The sequence below is a fragment of the Chryseobacterium sp. FP211-J200 genome (assembly GCF_001643375.1).
GTDB classification, from domain to species: domain Bacteria; phylum Bacteroidota; class Bacteroidia; order Flavobacteriales; family Weeksellaceae; genus Epilithonimonas; species Epilithonimonas ginsengisoli.
In genome coordinates this window covers 49627-68502 of the sequence record NZ_LSHB01000014.1, presented here as the reverse complement: position 1 = coordinate 68502, position 18876 = coordinate 49627, and the positions used below count along the sequence as shown (strand labels likewise).

Here is an 18876-nt window from a genome sequence, read left to right as displayed (position 1 = left end):
TTTGGAGAATATCATCGAAATAAAAAATCTCTACAAGAAATACAAAAACTCGGAAGACTTTTCGGTTAATGATATTTCTTTGAACATCGATAAAAACGAAATCTACGGAATTCTCGGCCCCAACGGAGCGGGAAAAACAACCTTGATTTCTATGCTTTCAGGTTTGATTAAACCAACCTCTGGAAGTTTTACTATTAACGGTTTATCACCGAAAAAAGACAATTCAAAAATCAAACAAATCATCGGCGTTGTTCCTCAGGAATATGCGCTCTACCCGACTCTGACGGCAAAAGAAAACCTCCTATTCTTCGGAAGTCTGTATGGTTTGAAGAACGATTACCTTCACAAAGCAATCGATGAAGCTTTAGAATTGATGGGCTTAACGAAATTTGCCAATAAAAAAGTCGAACAATTTTCAGGCGGAATGAAACGCCGTTGCAATCTGATTGCCGGAACACTTCACAACCCGAAAGTCCTGTTTCTGGACGAGCCAACCGTCGGAGTTGACGTTCAATCAAAAAAAGCCATTATCGATTATCTTTTAGATTTAAATAAAAAAGGGACGTGCATTATTTACACGTCGCATCACCTTTCTGAGGCGGAAGAATTCTGTACAAAAATCGCCATCATCGACCACGGAAAAATCCACGCAACAGGAACGCCGGAAGAATTGGTGGAAAGAGTTGCCAATGCGGAAAATTTGGAGGATGTTTTTATTTCACTAACCGGAAAAGAATTGAGAGATGTTGTATAAATTGTGGAGAAGTTTTATCAAGGAAATTCAGCTATTGAAGCGTGATTCAGGCGGAATTGTCATTATTTTCCTGATGCCGTTGTTGCTGATTATTACCATCACTTTAATTCAGGATTCGACATTCAAAAATCTGGAAGGTTCAAAAATCCCGATTATTTTTATTGATAACGACAAATCTGAAGTTTCCAAAGTCATCAAAAAAGAACTGGAAACCAGCAAAACATTTGAACTTATAACCGATTACAACGAGAAGTCGGCTGAGAAAGCAGTTTTTACGGGAGATTATCAAATGGCTATCGTAATTCCGGAAAATTTGACGAAAGATTTAAATTCAAATATCGATTCCAAAGTTCAGACCGTCGTAAGCTCGTTTGGTTTGGAAACAGATTCGACGACGACAAAAGCTGTGGCTTCAAAAGCGAAAGACATTCATCTGTATTTTGACCCTGCAACCAATGCAGGTTTCAAAAATTCGGTGATGAATGCCATCAACAAAATGGTTTTCGAAATCGAGAATAAAAAAATCTACAATGCCTTCCAAGACCAACTCGGAACGACGGAAGACCTCGAAAATAAAAGCCTGATTACTTTCAAAGAAATTACACCGAACAAAGGCAAAGAAGAACTGATGCCGAATTCCGTTCAGCACAACGTTCCGGCGTGGGCGCTGTTTGCGATTTTCTTTATTGTGGTGCCATTATCTATTAATTTAGTCAAAGAAAAAAGTCAGGGAACGAGCGTGAGAGTTCGCGTGAGCCCGACGCCTTATTACATCCACATTTTAGGAAAAACATTCACGTATCTCATCATTTGCGTCATCCAGTTTTTGCTGATGATTGCCGTAGGAATCTGGCTTTTCCCATTGATGGATTTACCTCAGTTTGATGTTACCGGAAAAATGTTCCACCTTTTGATTGTCACACTTTTTGCAGGATTGGCAGCGATTGGATTTGGAGTTTTAATCGGAACAATGTCCAATACTCAGGAACAGTCGGCGCCGTTTGGAGCGACTTCCGTAGTTGTTTTGGCTGCGATTGGCGGAATCTGGGTTCCGGTTTTCCTGATGCCCGAATTTATGCAGAAAATAGCACAGTTTTCCCCGATGAACTGGGGCTTAAATGCGTATTACGATATTATTTTAAGAAACAGCGAAATTGGCGAAATTGCTAAAGAACTGATATTCTTATTTTTATTTTATGTTGCAATGGTTACCATTTCTTTAATGTATGAGAGGAAACAGAATAGTGTTTGATTTGTTTAACCACGAGGGGCACTAAGATTTTTTACGAAGAGCACAAGGATGAATTAATCAGTTTTAATTTGTTTCCCTTGTGAAAACCTTTGTGCCTTTGTGGTAAAAAAGATTAAGCAGCATAATAATTTCAATCATTAAAACACAAATAATATGAATGAAAATGAGATTTCAAAAATTGTATTTGATGCAGGATTGAAAGTCCATCGTCAGCTGGGAGCAGGACTTTTAGAAAGTGCTTATGAAGAATGTCTGCACTTTGAACTGAAGAAGTCAGGATTACTCATAGAAAAACAGAAACCAATGCCATTAATTTATGAAGATATAAAACTTGACATTGGTTACAGACTCGATTTTTTAATTGAAAGAAAAGTTGTTGTAGAAATAAAATCTGTAGAATCATTAAATGATATTCATATTGCTCAAATTTTAACCTATTTGAAACTAAGTAATTGTAAATTAGGTTTACTTATTAATTTTAACTCGGTTTTATTTAAAAATGGCGTTAAGAGATTAATCAACGGAACAATTGAATAATTTTAATAAAATAATTGAATTTAAATAGTGTCCCTTGTGAAAACCTTTGTGCCCATTGTGGTTAAAAACAAAACAAAATGCAGTCAAAAAATTTAACTTGTACCGAAGAAGTACGCGTCCGATTCAACGAGACAGACCCGCTGGGAATCGTGTGGCACGGCCATTACATCGTCTATTTTGAAGATGGAAGAGAAGCTTTCGGAAGACAGCACGGCTTGACCTATCTCGACATTCAGAAAGCAGGATTTGTGACGCCGATTGTAAAAAGTACGTGCGAACATTTTCTTCCATTAAAATATGGCGAAACGTTCAACATTGTAACGACTTTCGTGAATTCTGTTTCAGCAAAATTGATTTATAAATACGAGATTTTCAACCAAAATAATCAATTGGTTTGCAGTGGCGAAACCATTCAGGTTTTTCTGGATTCTGAGAATAATTTATGCCTGTACAATCCCGAGTTTTTTCAGGCCTGGAAAGATAAAATGGGATTATGACGAAGGAAATTTACATCACAGATTACAATTGCGTCACGCCTTTGGGTTTTGATGTGGAATCAAACTGGAAAGCACTTTTGGAAGGAAAATCCGGAGTTGCTTTGCATAAAGTTATTGATAGTCAAGCATCTTTTTTTGTCTCTAAAATTGATTCTGAAAAACTGGAAGAGAAATTTAATAAACTCTTCGACTCCGCTCAGAGTGACAATCAGAATTTCACAAGACTTGAAAAAATGTTTTTGTTGAGTCTGAAACCTCTGGTGGAGAGACATCAGATTTCAGATGACACAGCGTTTATTCTTTCCACAACAAAAGGAAATATCAGTTTATTAAAGAACGAAAGCACTTTACCGGAAGGCGTTTACCTTTCAAATCTAGCTCAAAAACTGGCTGTTTTTTTTGGATTTAAAACTAAACCGATTGTCGTTTCCAATGCGTGTGTTTCCGGCGTAATGGCTATTTCTGTGGCAAAAAATATGATTCAGACAGGAAAATATAAAGACGCTTTTGTAGTTGCCGGAGATGAGATTTCTGAATTTGTAATTTCAGGTTTTAATTCTTTTCAGGCGATTGGAAGCGAACCTTGCAAACCTTATGACAAAAACCGCAACGGAATTAATCTAGGCGAAGCGACCGCAGCAGCGTACATAACTTCTACTCCATCAGCGAACGAAAAATTTAAATTTAAAGTTTTAGGCGATTCTGCAATTAACGATGCCAATCACATTTCCGGACCGTCAAGAACCGGCGACGGATTGTTTGCCAGCGTTCAAAATGCAATGAAAGAAGCGAAGGTTTCATCAGAACAAATCGATTTTATTTCCGCTCACGGAACAGCAACCCTTTACAATGATGAAATGGAAGCCATCGCCTTCAACCGAATGGATTTGCAAAATGTTCCACTCAACAGTATGAAAGGTTATTACGGACATTGTCTTGGAGCTTCAGGACTTTTGGAGAGTATCATTTCTATGGAATCTGCTTTGAACAATACTTTAATTTCATCTAAAAACTTCGAAGAAATGGGAGTTTCGCAGGATTTGAATATTATTAAAGAAAATCAACCTGCAGAAATTAAATATATTTTGAAAACCGCTTCAGGTTTTGGTGGGTGTAATGCAGCGATAGTTTTGGAAAAAGCATAAAATAATTTTGTATTTTTGATAGAAGTAAAGTTTTAGAAAATGGAATCTACTTTAGAAATCAGACAAAGAATTCACGATTATATAGATGATGCAGATGAACGTATCCTGCGCATTTTCAATGCAATAATTGATGCAGAAGAGGAAGATGAAGAATTGGAAGCGTCCGAATATCCGCAAGTTCCGGATTATGTTTATGAGCGAATCGAAGAAGAGCGCAAAAAATATTTGAAAGGCGAGCTAAAGACTTCTTCGTGGGAAGAAGTGAAAGCAAGATTGATGGAAAAACTATGAAATATCATCTTTCATTATCTCCAAATGCTGAATTAGATTTGCTTGAATCAGCACTATGGTACGAAAGCCGACAAATTGGACTGGGAGAAAAATTCACAAAAAAGGTTGAAGCTTACCTCTCCCGAATTCAAAATAACCCATTGCATTATCCTTTGAAGAAGGGAAATTTGCGTGAAGCATACATCCTAAAATTCCCTTTCGTTATCATTTATGAAATTGTGGAAAATGAAATTCTTGTCTTTGCTGTTTTCAACACACGTCAAAATCCTACGAAAAAGCCTTAATCTTTTTAAAATCAATGAAGAAAACAGACATCTCCACAATAGAAAACTCAAAAATAATTCTCAACCAACAAATTATTTTTGAATCCAAGACCGAAAATTTCTCAGACTTTGCAAAAGAAGCTTATAAAACTTTAGAACTGAATTATCCAAAATTTCATAAAATGGATAACCTCAGCAAACTCGCTTTTCTCGCATCCGAAATGATTCTGAAAAATGATGACCACAGCAAAACCGCTTTGGTTTTCGCCAACAAATCCTCGAGCCTCGACACCGATTTTAAATATCAGGAAAGCATCAATTCTCAGGAAAATTATTTCCCGAGCCCCGCTGTTTTCGTTTACACATTACCGAATATTTGCGTCGGTGAAATCAGTATTAAACATAAAATGCAGACTGAAAATGCATTTTTCGTCTTGGATGAGTTTGATGAAGAATTTTTAAACTCATACGCGGCACAGATTCTGCAATCAGGGAAAGCTGAAAAAGTCTTGTGCGGCTGGGTCGAACTATATCAGGAAAGTTATAAAGCTTTTGTATATTTGCTGACTTTGTAATATAACAATCTAACAATGTAACAGTTTACCAACAATTAATTACCTCAAACATCATTGGTACATTGCTAAACTAATACATTGTTACATTATAAATGAAATTTATTTTATGGAAGATTTAAAATTAGAATTAAAAAACAAAATCATAGATGTTCTTAATCTTGAGGACGTTGCAATAGAAGAAATCAAAGACACAGACCCACTTTTTGGTGGCGGACTTGGTTTGGATTCTATCGACGCTTTGGAATTAATCGTACTTCTCGACAAAGACTACGGAATTAAATTATCTGACCCGAAAAAAGGAAAAGAAATCTTCCAGTCTATAGAAGTGATGGCAAAATACATCGAAGAAAACAGAACAAAATAATTCAATCTAACAATGTATCAATCTAGCAATGTACCAATATTGTTACACTGTTAAATTGATACATTGGTACATTATTAAAAGATGAGTCAAAAAATTGCCATTACAGGGATGGGCATTATTTCCTCCATTGGTAACAATGTCGAGGAAAATTTTATTTCGCTGACGACTGGTAAACACGGAATTTCAGACATCGAACAGTTTGAAACACGCCACGCCGGAAGCATCAAAACAGGCGAGATAAAATTGTCTAATGAAGAGCTTGTACAGAAACTTCAGCTTAATGAAGACAACAACGTTACAAGAACCGCTTTATTGGGAATGGTGGCCGCAAAAGAAGCTGTAGAAAGTGCCGGAATTTCGGATATGAATGAATATAAAACCGGACTTATTTCATCCACCAGCGTGGGCGGAATGGACATTACCGAAAAATATTTCTACACTTACGAAGATTTTCCTGAAAAGCAAAAATACATCGACGCTCACGATGCCGGAAATTCATCTTTGGCGATTGCAGAATTGTTGGGTCTGAAAGGAATGGTTTCTACCATCAGCACGGCCTGTTCGTCTGCGGCGAACGCGATTATGATAGGCGCAAAACTTATTAAAAACGGCGTTCTTGACCGCGTAATTGTTGGCGGAACAGATTCACTTTCGAAGTTTACTTTGAATGGATTTAATACGCTGATGATTTTGACGGATTCTTACAACACGCCTTTCGACAACGATAGAAAAGGCCTAAATCTGGGCGAAGCAGCCGCTTTCCTTGTTTTGGAATCTGATGAAGTGGTGAAAAAAGAAAACAAAAAAGTCCTCGCTTATCTTTCCGGTTACGGAAATGCAAACGATGCTCATCATCAGACCGCATCTTCGGAAAACGGACAAGGTGCTTACTTAGCAATGGAAAAAGCTTTGAAAGTTTCAGGTTTAAATAAAGAAAACATAGACTACATCAACGTTCACGGCACGGCGACCCCGAATAATGATTTGTCTGAAGGCGTTGCAATGATTCGGATTTTTGGTGAAAATCAGGTTCCGGAATTCAGTTCTACAAAGGCTTTTACAGGTCATACTTTGGCAGCGGCGGCAGGAATTGAAGCGGTCTATTCCATTTTGGCGATGCAGAACAATGTGATTTTTCCAAATTTAAATTTCAAAACAAAAATGGAAGAATTTGATTTGACGCCGGTTACCGAACTGAAAAAGAAAAACATCAATCACGTACTTTCCAATTCGTTTGGATTTGGAGGAAACTGTTCAACTTTAATTTTTTCTAAATAATGAGTGCAGTTTACATCAACAGTGCCGCCTGCATCTCGGTTCAGGACACTTTGAACGAAAATTTCTTTGACACTTTAAAACCTGAAAATTCAGTTCAGATTTTAAAAGCTATTGAACCGAATTATAAAGAATTCATTCCTCCAGCAATGAGCCGAAGAATGTCTAAAACAGTAAAAATGAGCTCAGTCGCTTCCACAAAAGCTTTGCAGGAAGCTGGAATTGAAAAGCCTGATGCCATCATCGTCGGAACCGGAATGGGCTGTTCTCAGGATTCTGAAAAATTTCTGAAAAATGTTTTGGAAAACAATGAAGAGTTCTTAACACCAACTTTTTTTATTCAATCGACACACAACACCGTTTCCGGACAAATTGCTTTGGGATTGCAATGTCACGGCTATAATTTCACTTACGTCAACTGCTCATCTTCACTGGAATTTTCAATGCTGGATGCAAAACTTCAGATTTTGGACGGCGAAGCTGATAATGTTTTGGTGGGTTCAACAGACGAACAAACCGACAGAACAATGGAATTGTACAAACTGAATAATTCTATTAAAAAAGAGGGAAACCTACCAGCTGATTATTTAAATTCGAAAACTGAAGGTGTGATTTGGGGCGAAGGTTCAAGCTCTTTTGTTTTAGGAAAAGACAAAACGGTAAGTTCTTATGCTGAATTGAAAGATATTCAAATCATTAATACATTAGAATTAAATGAAACTCAAAAATTCATTGAAGCTTTTTTAGCTAAAAATAATTTAACGAATCAGGATATTGACGCTCTCATTTTAGGTTTCAGCGGAGATTCGGAATCTGATGTTTATTATAAAAATGCTTCAGAATCATTTCAAAACTCTTCATTATTATATTACAAACATTTAAGTGGAGAATTCAATACAGCAAGTGGTTTCTCAACATTTATGGCTTGTCATATTTTGAAAAATCAAGAGATTCCGGAAGTGATGAAGATTAATGATGTGAAAAAGGAAACTGTTAAAAACATCTTGCTTTACAATCACTTAGGAGGAAATGACCACAGCTTGGTTTTGTTGGAGAAAGCTTGATTATTTTAAATGAAAATCCAAAAACAATAAAGATGGAACATTATCCATTTATTATCTTTTATCTTTTCTTGAATCTCTTTATTTATGCTTTTCAAGGAACAATTTGGGTTTATATTTTCTGTTTCATCCTTTTTTCTGCTGTTGTGGTTTGGGGTTCTTTTAATATTCAATTAGGATATTTTGTCAACAGTTTTACCCGAAGACGAACGAAAATTAAAGAGGTCGCATTAACTTTCGATGACGGACCGACTGAATTTACACCGAAGTTTTTAGATATTTTAAAAGAGAATAACATCAAAGCCACCTTTTTCTGCATAGGAAGACAGATCGAAAAATATCCTGAAACATTCCAAAGAATCATTGCGGAAGGTCATTCGGTTGGAAATCACACTTATTCACATTCCAACAACACCGGATTTTTATCAACTTCAAAAATGATTGATGAAATTCAAAAATGTGATGAAGTGATGTTGAAAATTGGAAATATTAAAACTGATTTGTATCGACCCCCTTTTGGAGTTACCAATCCCAATATTGCAAAAGCAATTAAAAAAACGCAGAAAAAAAGCATCGGCTGGAATGTTCGTTCTTTGGACACCGTGATTTCTGACGAGAAAAAAATATTGAAAAAAATAACAAAAAGCCTAAAAAAAGGGAGTGTCATTCTGCTTCACGATACTTCGGAAAAAACGTACAATGTTTTGGTCGAATTATTGTTATTTTTGGAGCGTGAAAAGTATTCAACTTTCACGATTAATTCAATTATTAAATCAGAAAAATAATGTTTAAAAATATAGCTTTCACAGCACTTCTATTAATATCAGGTTTTGTTTTTGCGCAAAACTCTGCAATGACAAGCGTAGAATCTAAGGCATTTGTATCAAAAATTTCTTCTGAAACGAAAGAAATCAAAACGTTGCAAAGCGACTTCGTTCAAACCAAAAAAATGGATTTTTTAGATAAAAACATTGTCACACAAGGCAGAATGTCTTTAAAATCGCCTAATATTTTAAGTTGGAAATATACAAAACCTTATCAATACAGCATTATTTTTAAGGAAAATAAAATTTTCATCAACGACCAAGGGAAAAAATCTTCTGTTGATGCAAAAAGTAAAACCTTCGAAAAAATCAATAAACTGATTGTTGGAAGTTCAAACGGAAAAATGTTCAGCGACCCAGAATTTTCTGTGGTCTATTTAAAAAATTCAACGTCGAATATTGCGAAATTCACTCCGAAATCTGCTCAATTATTGAAATACATTAAACAAATTGAACTGCATTTCCCTAAAAATCAAACAGCAGTTTCTCAAGTTAATATGACAGAAGCTTCGGGAGATACAACCAATATTGTATTCAAAAACATCAAAATCAATGCGCCGATTCCTGCTTCAGAGTTTTCTTTATAGTCTCATTTTTCTTAGTTTTATTTCGTGTAAAACATCCGAGCTAAAGGATGTAAAACCAGTTTCAAGCTCCAAAAAAGAAGTTGAAAATCTGTACTTTTCTTCGAACGAAGATTATGTTTACAAATGCCAAATGGAAGTTTATGGCAATGACATCAGTGGAATTTTAATTATTAAAAAGATTTCCGAAACGACCCACAGAGTTGTGATGACGTCAGATTTTGGAAACAAAATGATTGATTTTGAAATTTCTGAAAATGATTTCAAACTTAATTACGTTCTGGCAGATTTAGATAAAAAAATGGTTATCAATTTTCTGAAAAACGACTTTCAGGAACTTATAAAACGAAAATTTTCGGTAAATGAAAGTTTTGAAAATGAAGATTCAAAAATTTATCTTTCAAATATTGATAAGAAGCAATACTATCTGTTTTTCCACAAGAATTCTGGCTTATTAAACCAAATCATCTACACAAAAAACAACCGCGAGAAAATCGATTTTACTTTTGAAGCAAAAAAACATACTTTTGCAGAGACAATCGATCTTCAACACAAAGATTTTAAAATCAACATCAAACTTTTCCAAATCACTGAAACTGAATAAAATATGCAAACCATTCTTACCAACTTTTACACCTTAGAATCATCCGAAAAATCAGAGAATGGAAGTTTCGTTGCGAAGATAAAACTCAATCCCGACCACGAGATCTTCAAAGGTCATTTTCCTGGAAATCCAGTAACACCAGGCGTTTGTATGATGCAGATTGTGAAGGATTTAACTGAAATTTTTACCGCTTCAAAATTGTTTCTGAAATCCGCGTCCAATGTGAAGTTTATGGCCATCATCAATCCTTTTGAGACGCCTGATCTGGTTTTGCAATTGGATATTAACGAAAAAGATGGTGAACTAAAAGTAAAGAACACGACCAGTTTTGGCGAAACAATTGCATTGAAACTATCAGTTAATTACACCAAAATCTAAGGTTATGAAATTGATTTTCACTTTGATGTTCACATTCTTCTCATTCTTCCAATCCGATCTGGAATCTTTGAGAAACAGCTACTCCAAAGCAAACCAATCAAACGAGAACGCTAAAAACTTCATCGAATTAGCAGAAAAGAAAAACTCGTCGGATATAATGATCTCTGCATACAAAGCCGCAGCAAAAGTACTGGAAGCAAAGGTGACGACGGAAAAGAACAAGCGAAAATCATTCGTAAAATCCGGCGCAACAAGTTTGGAAAGCCTTATCAAAAGTAATCCGAACAACGCAGAATTACGTGTCATCAGAATGAGCGTTCAGGAAAATATTCCGAAAATCGTTGGCTACAACAAGAATCTGAAAGAAGACAAATCGTTTCTCATCAGCAATTATAGCAAACAAAATGCAGCACTGAAAAGCTACATCAAACAATTTGCGGCACAATCCAAAACAATCACCGCTGCGGAAAAAGCTTCTTTCAAATAAATGACCATCCACGAAGTACGAAGCGCCATCTTCGAAAGGAAAATTTGCGTTTTAATTCCTACTTACAACAACGAAAAAACACTTCAGCGGGTCATCGACGGCATTCTGGATTACACCCAAAGTATCATCGTTGTAAACGACGGTTCCACGGATTCTACTTCGTCCATTTTGAGCGATTATCGCCAAATTTCAATCATCAATTTACCCAGAAACAAAGGCAAAGGAAATGCGTTGAAAATCGGTTTCAGAAAAGCGTTGGAACTTGGATTTGATTTCGCCATCACTATAGATTCCGACGGTCAACATTATCCTGATGACATTCCCGTTTTCGTGGAAGCTTTACTTGCGGAGAACAAAGACGTTCTCCTGATCGGAAACCGAAATATGTCGCAAGACGGCATTCCAAAGAAAAGCAGTTTTGGGAACAATTTTTCCAATTTCTGGTTTTGGTTTGAGACCGGAATCAAGCTTCAGGACACGCAATCCGGTTACAGACTTTATCCGTTGAACAAAATTCCGAAGAAATATTTCACACCGAAATTCGAGTTCGAAATCGAGATTATCGTACGAACTGCGTGGAAAAATATTCCCGTCAAAAATGTTCCGGTGAAAGTTCTTTACGACCCAGCGGAAAGAGTGTCTCATTTCCGGCCTTTCAAGGATTTTACGCGAATCAGCATTCTCAATACCATCTTGGTTATCATCACTTTAGCTTACATCAAACCTCGAAATTTCATCGTTAATTTCAGGAAGAAAAGTTTCAAGAGATTCATCAAAGAAGACGTTTTGGAAAGCGACGGAAGCAACCGCACCAAGGCGTTTTCCATTGCATTGGGCGCTTTCATCGGATTGTCGCCGGTTTGGGGTTTTCAGACAGCTTTGACGATATCTTTGGCCGTGATTTTCAAGCTCAACAAAGTACTGGCATTTGTCTCTTCCAACATTAGTTTTCCGCCGTTCATTCCGCTCATTATTGCGGGTTCTCTCTTTATTGGTGCGCCTTTCGTGGATGGAGAAACCAATTTTATGAATCACGAGATCAACTTCGAATTGGTCAAAAATCACCTGCTTCAATACATTATCGGCAGTCTGATTTTGGCAACTTCGGTCTCCACAATTTTGGGTGTTGGTTTTTATCTTTTCCTGAACAAAGTCAATCCTGAAAATGGTTAGAATGATTTGGGCAACTTATCCGCCTTCCACTCCCGCTATTTTTGCCTAAGCTTTTCCAGCCACAAAAAATGAGCTCCGTTCAAGTCGGTTGCGCTTCGCAAAGTTGAACGCTTCCCAATCATTTGACGATTTATCCTCACTTCAACTTTCTCAAAGTCTTCTTCAAATATTTCTCAACATTCCCTTTGTCGGGAACCGTTGTAATCTGCTTCTTCAAAGCTTTTTCAAATTCAATTTTAGCCTTCTGATAATCTTTTTGATTGAAATAATATTTCCCAGCCTGATAATAAACAAACCAAAAATCGGGATTTAAAGTTTGATAATGATTTATAAATTCATCAGACAATATTTTATTTGCATCAAACTGAGAACTCAATTTTTTAAATTCTTCATAATTTTTGAATTCCTGAGAGTCCACAAAAGAATCTTTCGCAATATTCAAATTTGAAGTCGCAAATCCTCCTGTTTTCAATCGTTCATCAGAGAAGATTTTATTCAAATCATAACAGACAAATTCGCCCAACTGATAAGGATTTGACGACACCCAAACCAAACGTTTCTCCGGCGAAAAAATCACCGCGTGATGCGCCAAAAGTTGATTCAAAGCTTTCTCATTTCCGTAACCGATTTTTTCTCCTTTCAAACCAGATCTATCTCTTAGAATCGAAGCCATTTTTTCAGGATTCAACTTTGGATTTTCTTCCAACAATTCCTGAAGTTTCTCATACCGATATTCCGAATGGCTTTCCGCAATCTGCTTCAGATTTCGCTCATCATCTTTGTAAGCTTCTGACTGAAAATGATTCGTACAAACCAACTGACTCGAATTCTGAACTTTATAAACACCAAAATCATCTGGCGAAACCTCGATAATCACAGCATTTTTATCATTCGAACTTCCCACCAAAATCGATTCTGAGACAAAGACTTTTCGCTTTTTTGCAATCGCAATCGCTTCATCAATATTTTTAGCAAATTGTAGAATTTCTCTCGTCACAAGCGAAATCGGTGTTTTTGCGGTCATCGGAATTTTGGATTTTCCAGCGTTGATTGTGACCGTAATTCCTTCCTTATTCATTCCGGAAACTACACCAATCATTCCGGGCCAACTGACCGACATATATGGAATTCCGTTTTCCGGTTCTACAAATTCGACCAACTTATTTTTCGCAAACTCATCGCCAACATAAAAATCAAAATTTCTTCCAATGAGCAATTCGCCGTCATCCGTATTTTCGTTCCAAACAGCCAAAGACGAACAGCCAACCATCGCCAAATCCTGCATTGCGTGGCCAATATCGTGCGCGCCGTGCAAGTATAAACTTCTGAGATATTTTGGTGCGATAAAATTATATTTGTCCGATGAATATTGGGACAAACCATAGATTTCGGTTTGATAATCTTCACGAATATTCAAATACATTTTGCGATTGTACCATTTCAAAAAACCATTCAACAATTTTTGTTTGAATTTTGAAGGCACAAAACCTTCGACCTTGGAAAAGAAAATCGCTTCCTGATTCTGCATCAGACTTTGAGTCAACGCACCATTATTATAGCCCAACTGCAAAGGATTTCCTTGGATGTAAAGTTCCCAAAGTTGCTGTTTATTTTTGGTCAGATAATTTTGTTTAAAACTAAAAGTTGAGTCGTTTACCTTATTAATTTTTGGAATCTCAAGAGAATATTGGCCGATTTCCGGAACGTGATGGATGGATTTTGAAACGCCACAAGAAATGACATTTAAAATAAAAAACAGATAAAGTAGAATTCTATTTTTCATCGGTTTGATTTAAAACTTGAGTCAATCTTTCATCAATCAATTCCTTTCCCAAAATCTCCGAGCAGGTGTTGAAAGCGCCAATTGTACATCCCAAAATCCCGTGCATATTTACGCTTTGACCAGTCAGGAAAAGGTTGCTGACTTTTGTTTTTGGCGAAAAAATCGTTTTCATCGGATTGGAAGAATCTTTTGTGTAGCCATACATATTTCCCTTGTAACCGCCGATGTAATCGCGATAAGAAAGTGGCGAGGAAGTGTGAACAGCTTTGATTTGAGAACGCAATTCAGGGAATTTATTTTCAACTTCTAAAATTAGTTTTTCAGCTTTTTCACTTTTGAAATTTTCATAAGTATTTCCTCGTTCGTGTTCTTCTGCAACCGTATTGAATGTCTTTTCCCATTGTTTGACCTCATCATAATTCATATAGGTCAAAATGGTCAAGCTTTCTGCGAACTCCGGATTTTGCCTCGAAACCGTTGCCGAAAGCATATAAGATTCTGGCCAATTCTCTTCCGAATAATTGGACTGATTCCAAATATTTTCTTCGTTCTTGTAATGGTAATAATTGAAATTAAAATATTTGAAAGTCTTTGGTTTCAAAACGATGTAAACGCTGAAACAGGAACTTATCGGTTCCAATTCATCAATTCTTTTGGTGAAAGATTTCTTGAAATGTTCTCTGCCAATCAAATCCAAAGTTGTTTTTATCTCAATATTAGAAATGAATTTCTTGGCAAAATATTCTTTTCCGTCCTTGGTTTTTACGGATATCAAAATTTCTTCTTCATCAAAAATCATCTCTGAAACTTCGGAATGTTTGTAGACTTCTGCGCCGTGATTTCTCAATTGTTTAATCAATAATTTTGAAATTTGACTTCCGCCGTTTGTACATTTATAAGCACTTTGAATATAAGAATTGACGGTCAAAGCATGAACATACAATGGTGTTTTATCCGAACCCGCATAAAGAAAATTGGAACCTGCTAAAACGGTTTGTAATTTCTTGTTTGATGTGATTGATGCTATAAAATCCTTGGCGTTGATGTAAAGAATATCCTCATTATATTTTCCTTCGCCTACGAGATTGTATCTTGGAAACTGGTTGCAAACATTCTGAATTTCATTAATGTAACTAATTAAATTCTCTCGCTCTTCAGGAAAAATCTTAGCTAATTGATTGACAAAATTGTCATAACCCTGGGAATGTGGATATTCGATTTCATCATTGTCGAAAGTAATTTTGTCGAATCCGATTTCGTTCATTTTTTCAAGATTCAAATCTTGGATGATGTCGAGGTATTTGAAATATTGGTGAAGATTCTGACCTTCGGACAGTCCGCCTAGATAATGAACACCTGTATCGAAAATGAGTTTGTCACGCGAAAAGGTTTGAAGATTTCCGCCGTACTGATTATTCTTTTCCAATACGCATACTTTAAGACCTTCTTTCGCCAAAACCAAGGCAGAAACAAGTCCTCCAATTCCGCTTCCGATGACGAGTATGTCGTATTGTTTTTTCAATTATTTTAGAAGTGAGATGTTAGACTTTAGATATTAGATTTAAAGTATATTCAACGAATTTATTTTTTGTTATTCATTGGTGACTGCTATATTTAGATTCCTACGGAATGACAAAATTGGGTTTTTAATTTGAAATGTTAAGTTATGTTGAATCTGCAGCCCGACTTGAGTGGAAATCCTTTTTTGTGGCTGGAAAAGCGGTGGCAAAAAGATTGGGAACGGAAGGCGGAAATAGCTGCCATAAATATATTGAAAATCAATCAATATCGTCCCAAAAGTCGAAGTAATTGAACCATTGGAGTGGATATTTTTTGAGCATCGATTCCAGATTTTGGACGTAGGAGTCGAGCAAACCTTGTGAATCCCGGTTTTTGATGTTTTGAGCGACTCTTGCGTAGAGATGATAATGGAGATTTTTTTCCTTCATTACGTAAACATAAACCACGGGAACGCGCAATCTGGAGGCAATGAGGAAAGGTCCAGCAGGAAATTTGGCGGTTTTTCCGAGCAAGTCGGCTTTTAGAAATTTTGAACCTTCGAAATATCTGTCGCCTGTGAAACAAATGAGTTCGTTCTTGGACAAAGCTTCGTTGATTCTGAAAATGTGCGACATATCCTCCTTCACAAAAATGAATTTGATGTTGCTTTTCTTGACGGAAATGCTTTCCATATATTCCCTGATTGCCGTCAATTCCTGGTCTGTCGTGACTAAATTAATCTGAGCATCAAAGTCGATGTCGGCAAAAAAATGTTCGGCAATTTCGAAATTTCCGATATGTGCGCTGATGAGCACGCCACCTTTTTTCTCGGCGAGAAGGTTTTTGATATTCTCAATGCCGTCGAATTCGTACGTGAATCGATTTCTTAATCCTACAGAAATGGCGGTTTTATCAATCAAAACTTTACCGAAAACGAAGTAGCTTTTGAAAACGGAAATTTTGGTTTTCAAAGCACTGTAATTCAGTCGTTTTTTGAAATAATAAGAAATATATTGGTTGCTTTTCTTCTCGAAAATGAAGTAGTAAGTTGCAACAAAATAGAGGACAAAATAGGAGCTTCGGATTCCGATATTCTTGATACACCAGACGAAAATCTGGTAGCCCAATATCGTTCCTTTGGATTTGCCTTTCCATTTGTTCATAGTTCAGATGTTAGACTTTAGATTCTAGAAATTAGACAAATAGAACCGTAAACTAGGCTGTTTTTTCTGAAATTTTTTGTTCTATCGTATTATAGAAATCTTCAAACGTGATGACTTTTTTGAAGTCTGCTTCGCCTAATTTTACCCCGAAATTAGATTCGATAACCACGACCATATCGATATAATCCAAGCTGTCCAAGCCTAGTGTGGTCTTGAAGTTGGCGTCATTGGCGATATCATCGCGGTCCACCTCAAACTCATTGACAAGAAAATCATTAGCAATCGTAATAATTTTTTCTTTTTCCATAACTTTATTTAAACAAATTTTTTAACAATCAATGCAGAATTGGTTCCTCCGAATCCGAAAGAATTCGACAAAAATACGTCAATTTTTTGATTTTTTGTTTCGGTGATGAGATTTATCTTTTTTGCGTCCTCGTCAGGATTTTCCAGATTGATGTTTGGTGCGATGAAATCATTCTGCATCATCAGAATCGAATAGACCACTTCGCTTGCGCCCGCCATCCAACACTCGTGACCAGTCATTGATTTGGTAGAGCTTACAGGGATTTCGTTTCCGAAAATTTCGTGTATCGCTTTTGCTTCATTCGCATCGCCTAGTGGTGTGGAAGTTGCGTGGGCATTGATATAATCGATGTCTTTAGACATTAGATCAGCTTGTTTCAGAGATCTTTCCATTGCTAGAGCTGGCCCGTCAACATTCGGAGTAGAAATGTGTCCGCCATTGGAAGAAAATCCGTAGCCGACAATTTCTGCTAAAATATTGGCACCTCTTCTTTGTGCAGATTCCAGACTTTCAACAATCAAGGTTGCTGCGCCGCCGCTTGGAATGAGTCCGTCTCTTCCAGAATCAAAAGGTCTTGAGGCTTTCGCTGGTTCATCTTCACGAACAGAAAAAACGCCTAATCCGTCGAAACTTGCCATTGAAAATTTGTTGGTTTCCTGCGCACCTCCACAAACAACAATGTCTTGCATTCCGTTCTTAATCAGCAAATAAGCTAATCCCAAAGAATGAGAACCACTGGCGCAAGCTGCACTGATCGTTAAATTAATTCCTCTTAGTTTGAAAATCGTTGAAAGGTTCATTGTCACAGTGGAATTCATTGATTTGAAGATGGCGCCGGAACCCATCAATGTGGTGTCGTGCTTTTCTCTCACAGTGTCAATCGCTTCTACAACTGCCTGAGAAACGCTGTCATTACCGTATAAAATACCGACTTCATTCTCATCAAGAAATTCTTGTTCAATGCCAGCTTGTTTCAAAGCGTCAATCGTTGCCAGATAAGCATATTCGCTTTCTTCGCCCATGCTGATGCGCTGTCTTCTGCTGAGAAGGCTCTTCAGATCTGGCTTCGGTACACGACCGGTCAAACCTGACCTGTAGCCAAATTCCTTTCTTTCCTCATCCAAAACAATTCCGGATCTTCCCTGATAGAGCGATTCTTTAACTTCTTCCAAAGAAATCCCAATGCAGGAATAAATTCCCATTCCGGTAATGACGACTCTGTTGTTCATTTTATATAATTTAACAATGTATCAGTTTAAACAATGTAACAATTTTTAAAAATTGGTAAACTGATATATTGGTAGATTGTTACATTAATTATGAATAAATTCCTCCGTTGATGTTGATCACCTCACCTGTGATGTACGACGATTTTCTTGATGCTAAAAATGCAACCAGATCAGCTACTTCTTCTGCTTCACCAAAACGATTGGCGGGAATCATTGCTTTCAGTTCTTTCTCATCAAAATCCTGGGTCATATCGGTTCTGATAAATCCTGGCGCCACGGCATTGACCGTAATATTTCTTTTCGCAACTTCCTGAGCCAAAGCTTTTGTCGCGCCAACTACAGCACCTTTCGCTGCAGAATAGTTGGTTTGTCCAGCGGTACCTTTCACCCCCGAAACAGAAACCATATTGATGATCCTACCGTATTTATTTCTCAACAATTTCTGAATGAAGAAATTGGTCACGTTGAAAAAACCATTCAAACTTGTGTTGATCACAGAGTTCCAGTCCTCGGATTTCATCCACATAAAAAGTCCGTCTCTAGTGATTCCAGCGTTGTTGACGATCACTTCTACCAAAGATTCTGGATTCTTCTCCTGCCAATCGCCAAGAACCTTCAAGGTTTCTTCGGCGTTTCCTACATCAAATTTAAGAATTTCTCCTGTAGAACCCAATGCCTCCACTTTGGCTAAAGTTTCTTTTGCGGCGTCTTCGTTCGACGTATAATTGATAAGAATGTGATAGTTTTTTTCTTCTGCCAGTTTCAGACAGATCGCTCTACCAATTCCTCTGGATCCTCCTGTTATGATTGCACATTTCATTGGTTGTAGT

23 protein-coding genes are annotated in these 18876 nt (G+C 36.9%); 17 read left to right on the top strand and 6 right to left on the bottom strand.

The window, feature by feature from the left end; translation table 11 throughout:
- Nucleotide 1 precedes the first annotated feature (1 nt).
- The 17 genes from AXA65_RS06045 (at nt 2) to AXA65_RS05965 (ending at nt 12064) form a co-directional block, all read left to right on the top strand.
- Nucleotides 2-754 (top strand): ABC transporter ATP-binding protein, encoded by a 753-nt coding sequence (locus tag AXA65_RS06045; RefSeq protein ID WP_063969227.1) that lies wholly within the window; start codon nt 2-4, stop codon nt 752-754.
- On the top strand, nt 744-2006 hold the full coding sequence (locus tag AXA65_RS06040) for an ABC transporter permease (RefSeq protein WP_063969226.1): 1263 nt from the start codon (nt 744-746) through the stop codon (nt 2004-2006). Before AXA65_RS06045 ends, AXA65_RS06040 begins: the two co-directional genes overlap by 11 nt.
- 153 nt (nt 2007-2159) lie before the next feature.
- Nucleotides 2160-2543, top strand: coding sequence for a GxxExxY protein (locus AXA65_RS06035; protein WP_063969225.1), 384 nt, complete (start codon nt 2160-2162; stop codon nt 2541-2543).
- A 77-nt stretch (nt 2544-2620) separates the two neighbouring features.
- Complete coding sequence (locus AXA65_RS06030) at nt 2621-3040, top strand: acyl-CoA thioesterase (protein WP_063969224.1); 420 nt, start codon at nt 2621-2623, stop codon at nt 3038-3040.
- Nucleotides 3037-4185 (top strand): beta-ketoacyl synthase N-terminal-like domain-containing protein, encoded by a 1149-nt coding sequence (locus AXA65_RS06025; protein ID WP_063969223.1) that lies wholly within the window; start codon nt 3037-3039, stop codon nt 4183-4185. Before AXA65_RS06030 ends, AXA65_RS06025 begins: the two co-directional genes overlap by 4 nt.
- 39 nt (nt 4186-4224) lie before the next feature.
- Nucleotides 4225-4476, top strand: a complete 252-nt coding sequence (locus AXA65_RS06020; protein WP_063969222.1) for a hypothetical protein — start codon at nt 4225-4227, stop codon at nt 4474-4476.
- Nucleotides 4473-4760, top strand: coding sequence for a type II toxin-antitoxin system RelE/ParE family toxin (locus tag AXA65_RS06015; RefSeq protein ID WP_063969221.1), 288 nt, complete (start codon nt 4473-4475; stop codon nt 4758-4760). Before AXA65_RS06020 ends, AXA65_RS06015 begins: the two co-directional genes overlap by 4 nt.
- Nucleotides 4761-4774: 14 nt before the next feature.
- Nucleotides 4775-5314: a hypothetical protein gene (locus AXA65_RS06010; RefSeq protein ID WP_063969220.1), complete on the top strand. Its 540-nt coding sequence runs from the start codon at nt 4775-4777 to the stop codon at nt 5312-5314.
- A 106-nt stretch (nt 5315-5420) separates the two neighbouring features.
- Nucleotides 5421-5678, top strand: coding sequence for a phosphopantetheine-binding protein (locus AXA65_RS06005; RefSeq protein WP_063969219.1), 258 nt, complete (start codon nt 5421-5423; stop codon nt 5676-5678).
- 81 nt (nt 5679-5759) lie between these two features.
- Nucleotides 5760-6956 carry a beta-ketoacyl-[acyl-carrier-protein] synthase family protein gene (locus AXA65_RS06000; RefSeq protein WP_063969218.1) on the top strand — a complete coding sequence of 399 codons (1197 nt, stop codon included), beginning with the start codon at nt 5760-5762 and terminating at the stop codon, nt 6954-6956.
- Entirely contained in the window at nt 6956-8017 is a 1062-nt protein-coding gene (locus AXA65_RS05995) for a beta-ketoacyl synthase N-terminal-like domain-containing protein (protein ID WP_063969217.1), read from the top strand. The genes AXA65_RS06000 and AXA65_RS05995 overlap by 1 nt, the downstream gene beginning before the upstream one ends.
- 32 nt (nt 8018-8049) lie before the next feature.
- Nucleotides 8050-8799, top strand: a complete 750-nt coding sequence (locus tag AXA65_RS05990) for a polysaccharide deacetylase family protein (RefSeq protein WP_063969256.1) — start codon at nt 8050-8052, stop codon at nt 8797-8799.
- Nucleotides 8799-9425, top strand: coding sequence for a LolA family protein (locus AXA65_RS05985; RefSeq protein ID WP_063969216.1), 627 nt, complete (start codon nt 8799-8801; stop codon nt 9423-9425). The genes AXA65_RS05990 and AXA65_RS05985 overlap by 1 nt, the downstream gene beginning before the upstream one ends.
- The gene (locus AXA65_RS05980; RefSeq protein ID WP_063969215.1) at nt 9391-10026 is read left to right on the top strand and encodes a hypothetical protein; all 636 of its coding nucleotides are present in this window, start codon (nt 9391-9393) and stop codon (nt 10024-10026) included. The genes AXA65_RS05985 and AXA65_RS05980 overlap by 35 nt, the downstream gene beginning before the upstream one ends.
- Nucleotides 10027-10029: 3 nt before the next feature.
- Nucleotides 10030-10404 carry a 3-hydroxyacyl-ACP dehydratase gene (locus AXA65_RS05975; RefSeq protein ID WP_185114312.1) on the top strand — a complete coding sequence of 125 codons (375 nt, stop codon included), beginning with the start codon at nt 10030-10032 and terminating at the stop codon, nt 10402-10404.
- Nucleotides 10405-10408: 4 nt separating this feature from the next.
- On the top strand, nt 10409-10891 hold the full coding sequence (locus AXA65_RS05970) for a hypothetical protein (protein ID WP_063969214.1): 483 nt from the start codon (nt 10409-10411) through the stop codon (nt 10889-10891).
- A complete protein-coding gene (locus AXA65_RS05965) occupies nt 10892-12064 on the top strand; it encodes a DUF2062 domain-containing protein (protein ID WP_063969213.1) in 1173 nt (390 codons plus the stop codon).
- Between the two features lie 136 nt (nt 12065-12200).
- Here AXA65_RS05965 and AXA65_RS05960 read toward each other — a convergent pair whose 3' ends face one another.
- The 6 genes from AXA65_RS05960 to fabG form a co-directional block, all read right to left on the bottom strand.
- Nucleotides 12201-13847 carry a C45 family autoproteolytic acyltransferase/hydolase gene (locus AXA65_RS05960; protein WP_063969212.1) on the bottom strand — a complete coding sequence of 549 codons (1647 nt, stop codon included), beginning with the start codon at nt 13845-13847 and terminating at the stop codon, nt 12201-12203.
- Complete coding sequence (locus AXA65_RS05955) at nt 13837-15369, bottom strand: phytoene desaturase family protein (protein WP_063969211.1); 1533 nt, start codon at nt 15367-15369, stop codon at nt 13837-13839. The genes AXA65_RS05960 and AXA65_RS05955 overlap by 11 nt, the downstream gene beginning before the upstream one ends.
- 256 nt (nt 15370-15625) lie before the next feature.
- Complete coding sequence (locus AXA65_RS05950) at nt 15626-16510, bottom strand: lipid A biosynthesis acyltransferase (RefSeq protein ID WP_063969210.1); 885 nt, start codon at nt 16508-16510, stop codon at nt 15626-15628.
- Between the two features lie 52 nt (nt 16511-16562).
- Nucleotides 16563-16817, bottom strand: a complete 255-nt coding sequence (locus AXA65_RS05945; protein WP_063969209.1) for an acyl carrier protein — start codon at nt 16815-16817, stop codon at nt 16563-16565.
- An 8-nt stretch (nt 16818-16825) separates the two neighbouring features.
- On the bottom strand, nt 16826-18046 hold the full coding sequence (locus AXA65_RS05940; protein ID WP_063969208.1) for a beta-ketoacyl-[acyl-carrier-protein] synthase family protein: 1221 nt from the start codon (nt 18044-18046) through the stop codon (nt 16826-16828).
- Nucleotides 18047-18134: 88 nt separating this feature from the next.
- A complete protein-coding gene (gene fabG / locus AXA65_RS05935) occupies nt 18135-18866 on the bottom strand; it encodes a 3-oxoacyl-ACP reductase FabG (RefSeq protein ID WP_063969207.1) in 732 nt (243 codons plus the stop codon).
- Nucleotides 18867-18876 lie beyond the last annotated feature (10 nt).

Excerpts from the sequence above, each read along its gene's own strand:
- AXA65_RS06000 (WP_063969218.1), top strand. The coding sequence starts at position 5,760 with ATGAGTCAAAAAATTGCCATTACAGGGATGGGCATTATTTCCTCCATT.
- AXA65_RS06015 (WP_063969221.1), top strand. The coding sequence starts at position 4,473 with ATGAAATATCATCTTTCATTATCTCCAAATGCTGAATTAGATTTGCTT.
- AXA65_RS05960 (WP_063969212.1), bottom strand. The coding sequence starts at position 13,847 with ATGAAAAATAGAATTCTACTTTATCTGTTTTTTATTTTAAATGTCATT.
- AXA65_RS06025 (WP_063969223.1), top strand. The coding sequence starts at position 3,037 with ATGACGAAGGAAATTTACATCACAGATTACAATTGCGTCACGCCTTTG.
- AXA65_RS05965 (WP_063969213.1), top strand. The coding sequence starts at position 10,892 with ATGACCATCCACGAAGTACGAAGCGCCATCTTCGAAAGGAAAATTTGC.
- AXA65_RS06010 (WP_063969220.1), top strand. The coding sequence starts at position 4,775 with ATGAAGAAAACAGACATCTCCACAATAGAAAACTCAAAAATAATTCTC.
- AXA65_RS06030 (WP_063969224.1), top strand. The coding sequence starts at position 2,621 with ATGCAGTCAAAAAATTTAACTTGTACCGAAGAAGTACGCGTCCGATTC.
- AXA65_RS06040 (WP_063969226.1), top strand. The coding sequence starts at position 744 with ATGTTGTATAAATTGTGGAGAAGTTTTATCAAGGAAATTCAGCTATTG.
- AXA65_RS06005 (WP_063969219.1), top strand. The coding sequence starts at position 5,421 with ATGGAAGATTTAAAATTAGAATTAAAAAACAAAATCATAGATGTTCTT.
- AXA65_RS05970 (WP_063969214.1), top strand. The coding sequence starts at position 10,409 with ATGAAATTGATTTTCACTTTGATGTTCACATTCTTCTCATTCTTCCAA.
- AXA65_RS05940 (WP_063969208.1), bottom strand. The coding sequence starts at position 18,046 with ATGAACAACAGAGTCGTCATTACCGGAATGGGAATTTATTCCTGCATT.
- fabG (WP_063969207.1), bottom strand. The coding sequence starts at position 18,866 with ATGAAATGTGCAATCATAACAGGAGGATCCAGAGGAATTGGTAGAGCG.
- AXA65_RS05945 (WP_063969209.1), bottom strand. The coding sequence starts at position 16,817 with ATGGAAAAAGAAAAAATTATTACGATTGCTAATGATTTTCTTGTCAAT.
- AXA65_RS05980 (WP_063969215.1), top strand. The coding sequence starts at position 9,391 with ATGCGCCGATTCCTGCTTCAGAGTTTTCTTTATAGTCTCATTTTTCTT.
- AXA65_RS05975 (WP_185114312.1), top strand. The coding sequence starts at position 10,030 with ATGCAAACCATTCTTACCAACTTTTACACCTTAGAATCATCCGAAAAA.
- AXA65_RS06035 (WP_063969225.1), top strand. The coding sequence starts at position 2,160 with ATGAATGAAAATGAGATTTCAAAAATTGTATTTGATGCAGGATTGAAA.
- AXA65_RS05950 (WP_063969210.1), bottom strand. The coding sequence starts at position 16,510 with ATGAACAAATGGAAAGGCAAATCCAAAGGAACGATATTGGGCTACCAG.
- AXA65_RS05985 (WP_063969216.1), top strand. The coding sequence starts at position 8,799 with ATGTTTAAAAATATAGCTTTCACAGCACTTCTATTAATATCAGGTTTT.
- AXA65_RS06020 (WP_063969222.1), top strand. The coding sequence starts at position 4,225 with ATGGAATCTACTTTAGAAATCAGACAAAGAATTCACGATTATATAGAT.
- AXA65_RS05995 (WP_063969217.1), top strand. The coding sequence starts at position 6,956 with ATGAGTGCAGTTTACATCAACAGTGCCGCCTGCATCTCGGTTCAGGAC.
- AXA65_RS05990 (WP_063969256.1), top strand. The coding sequence starts at position 8,050 with ATGGAACATTATCCATTTATTATCTTTTATCTTTTCTTGAATCTCTTT.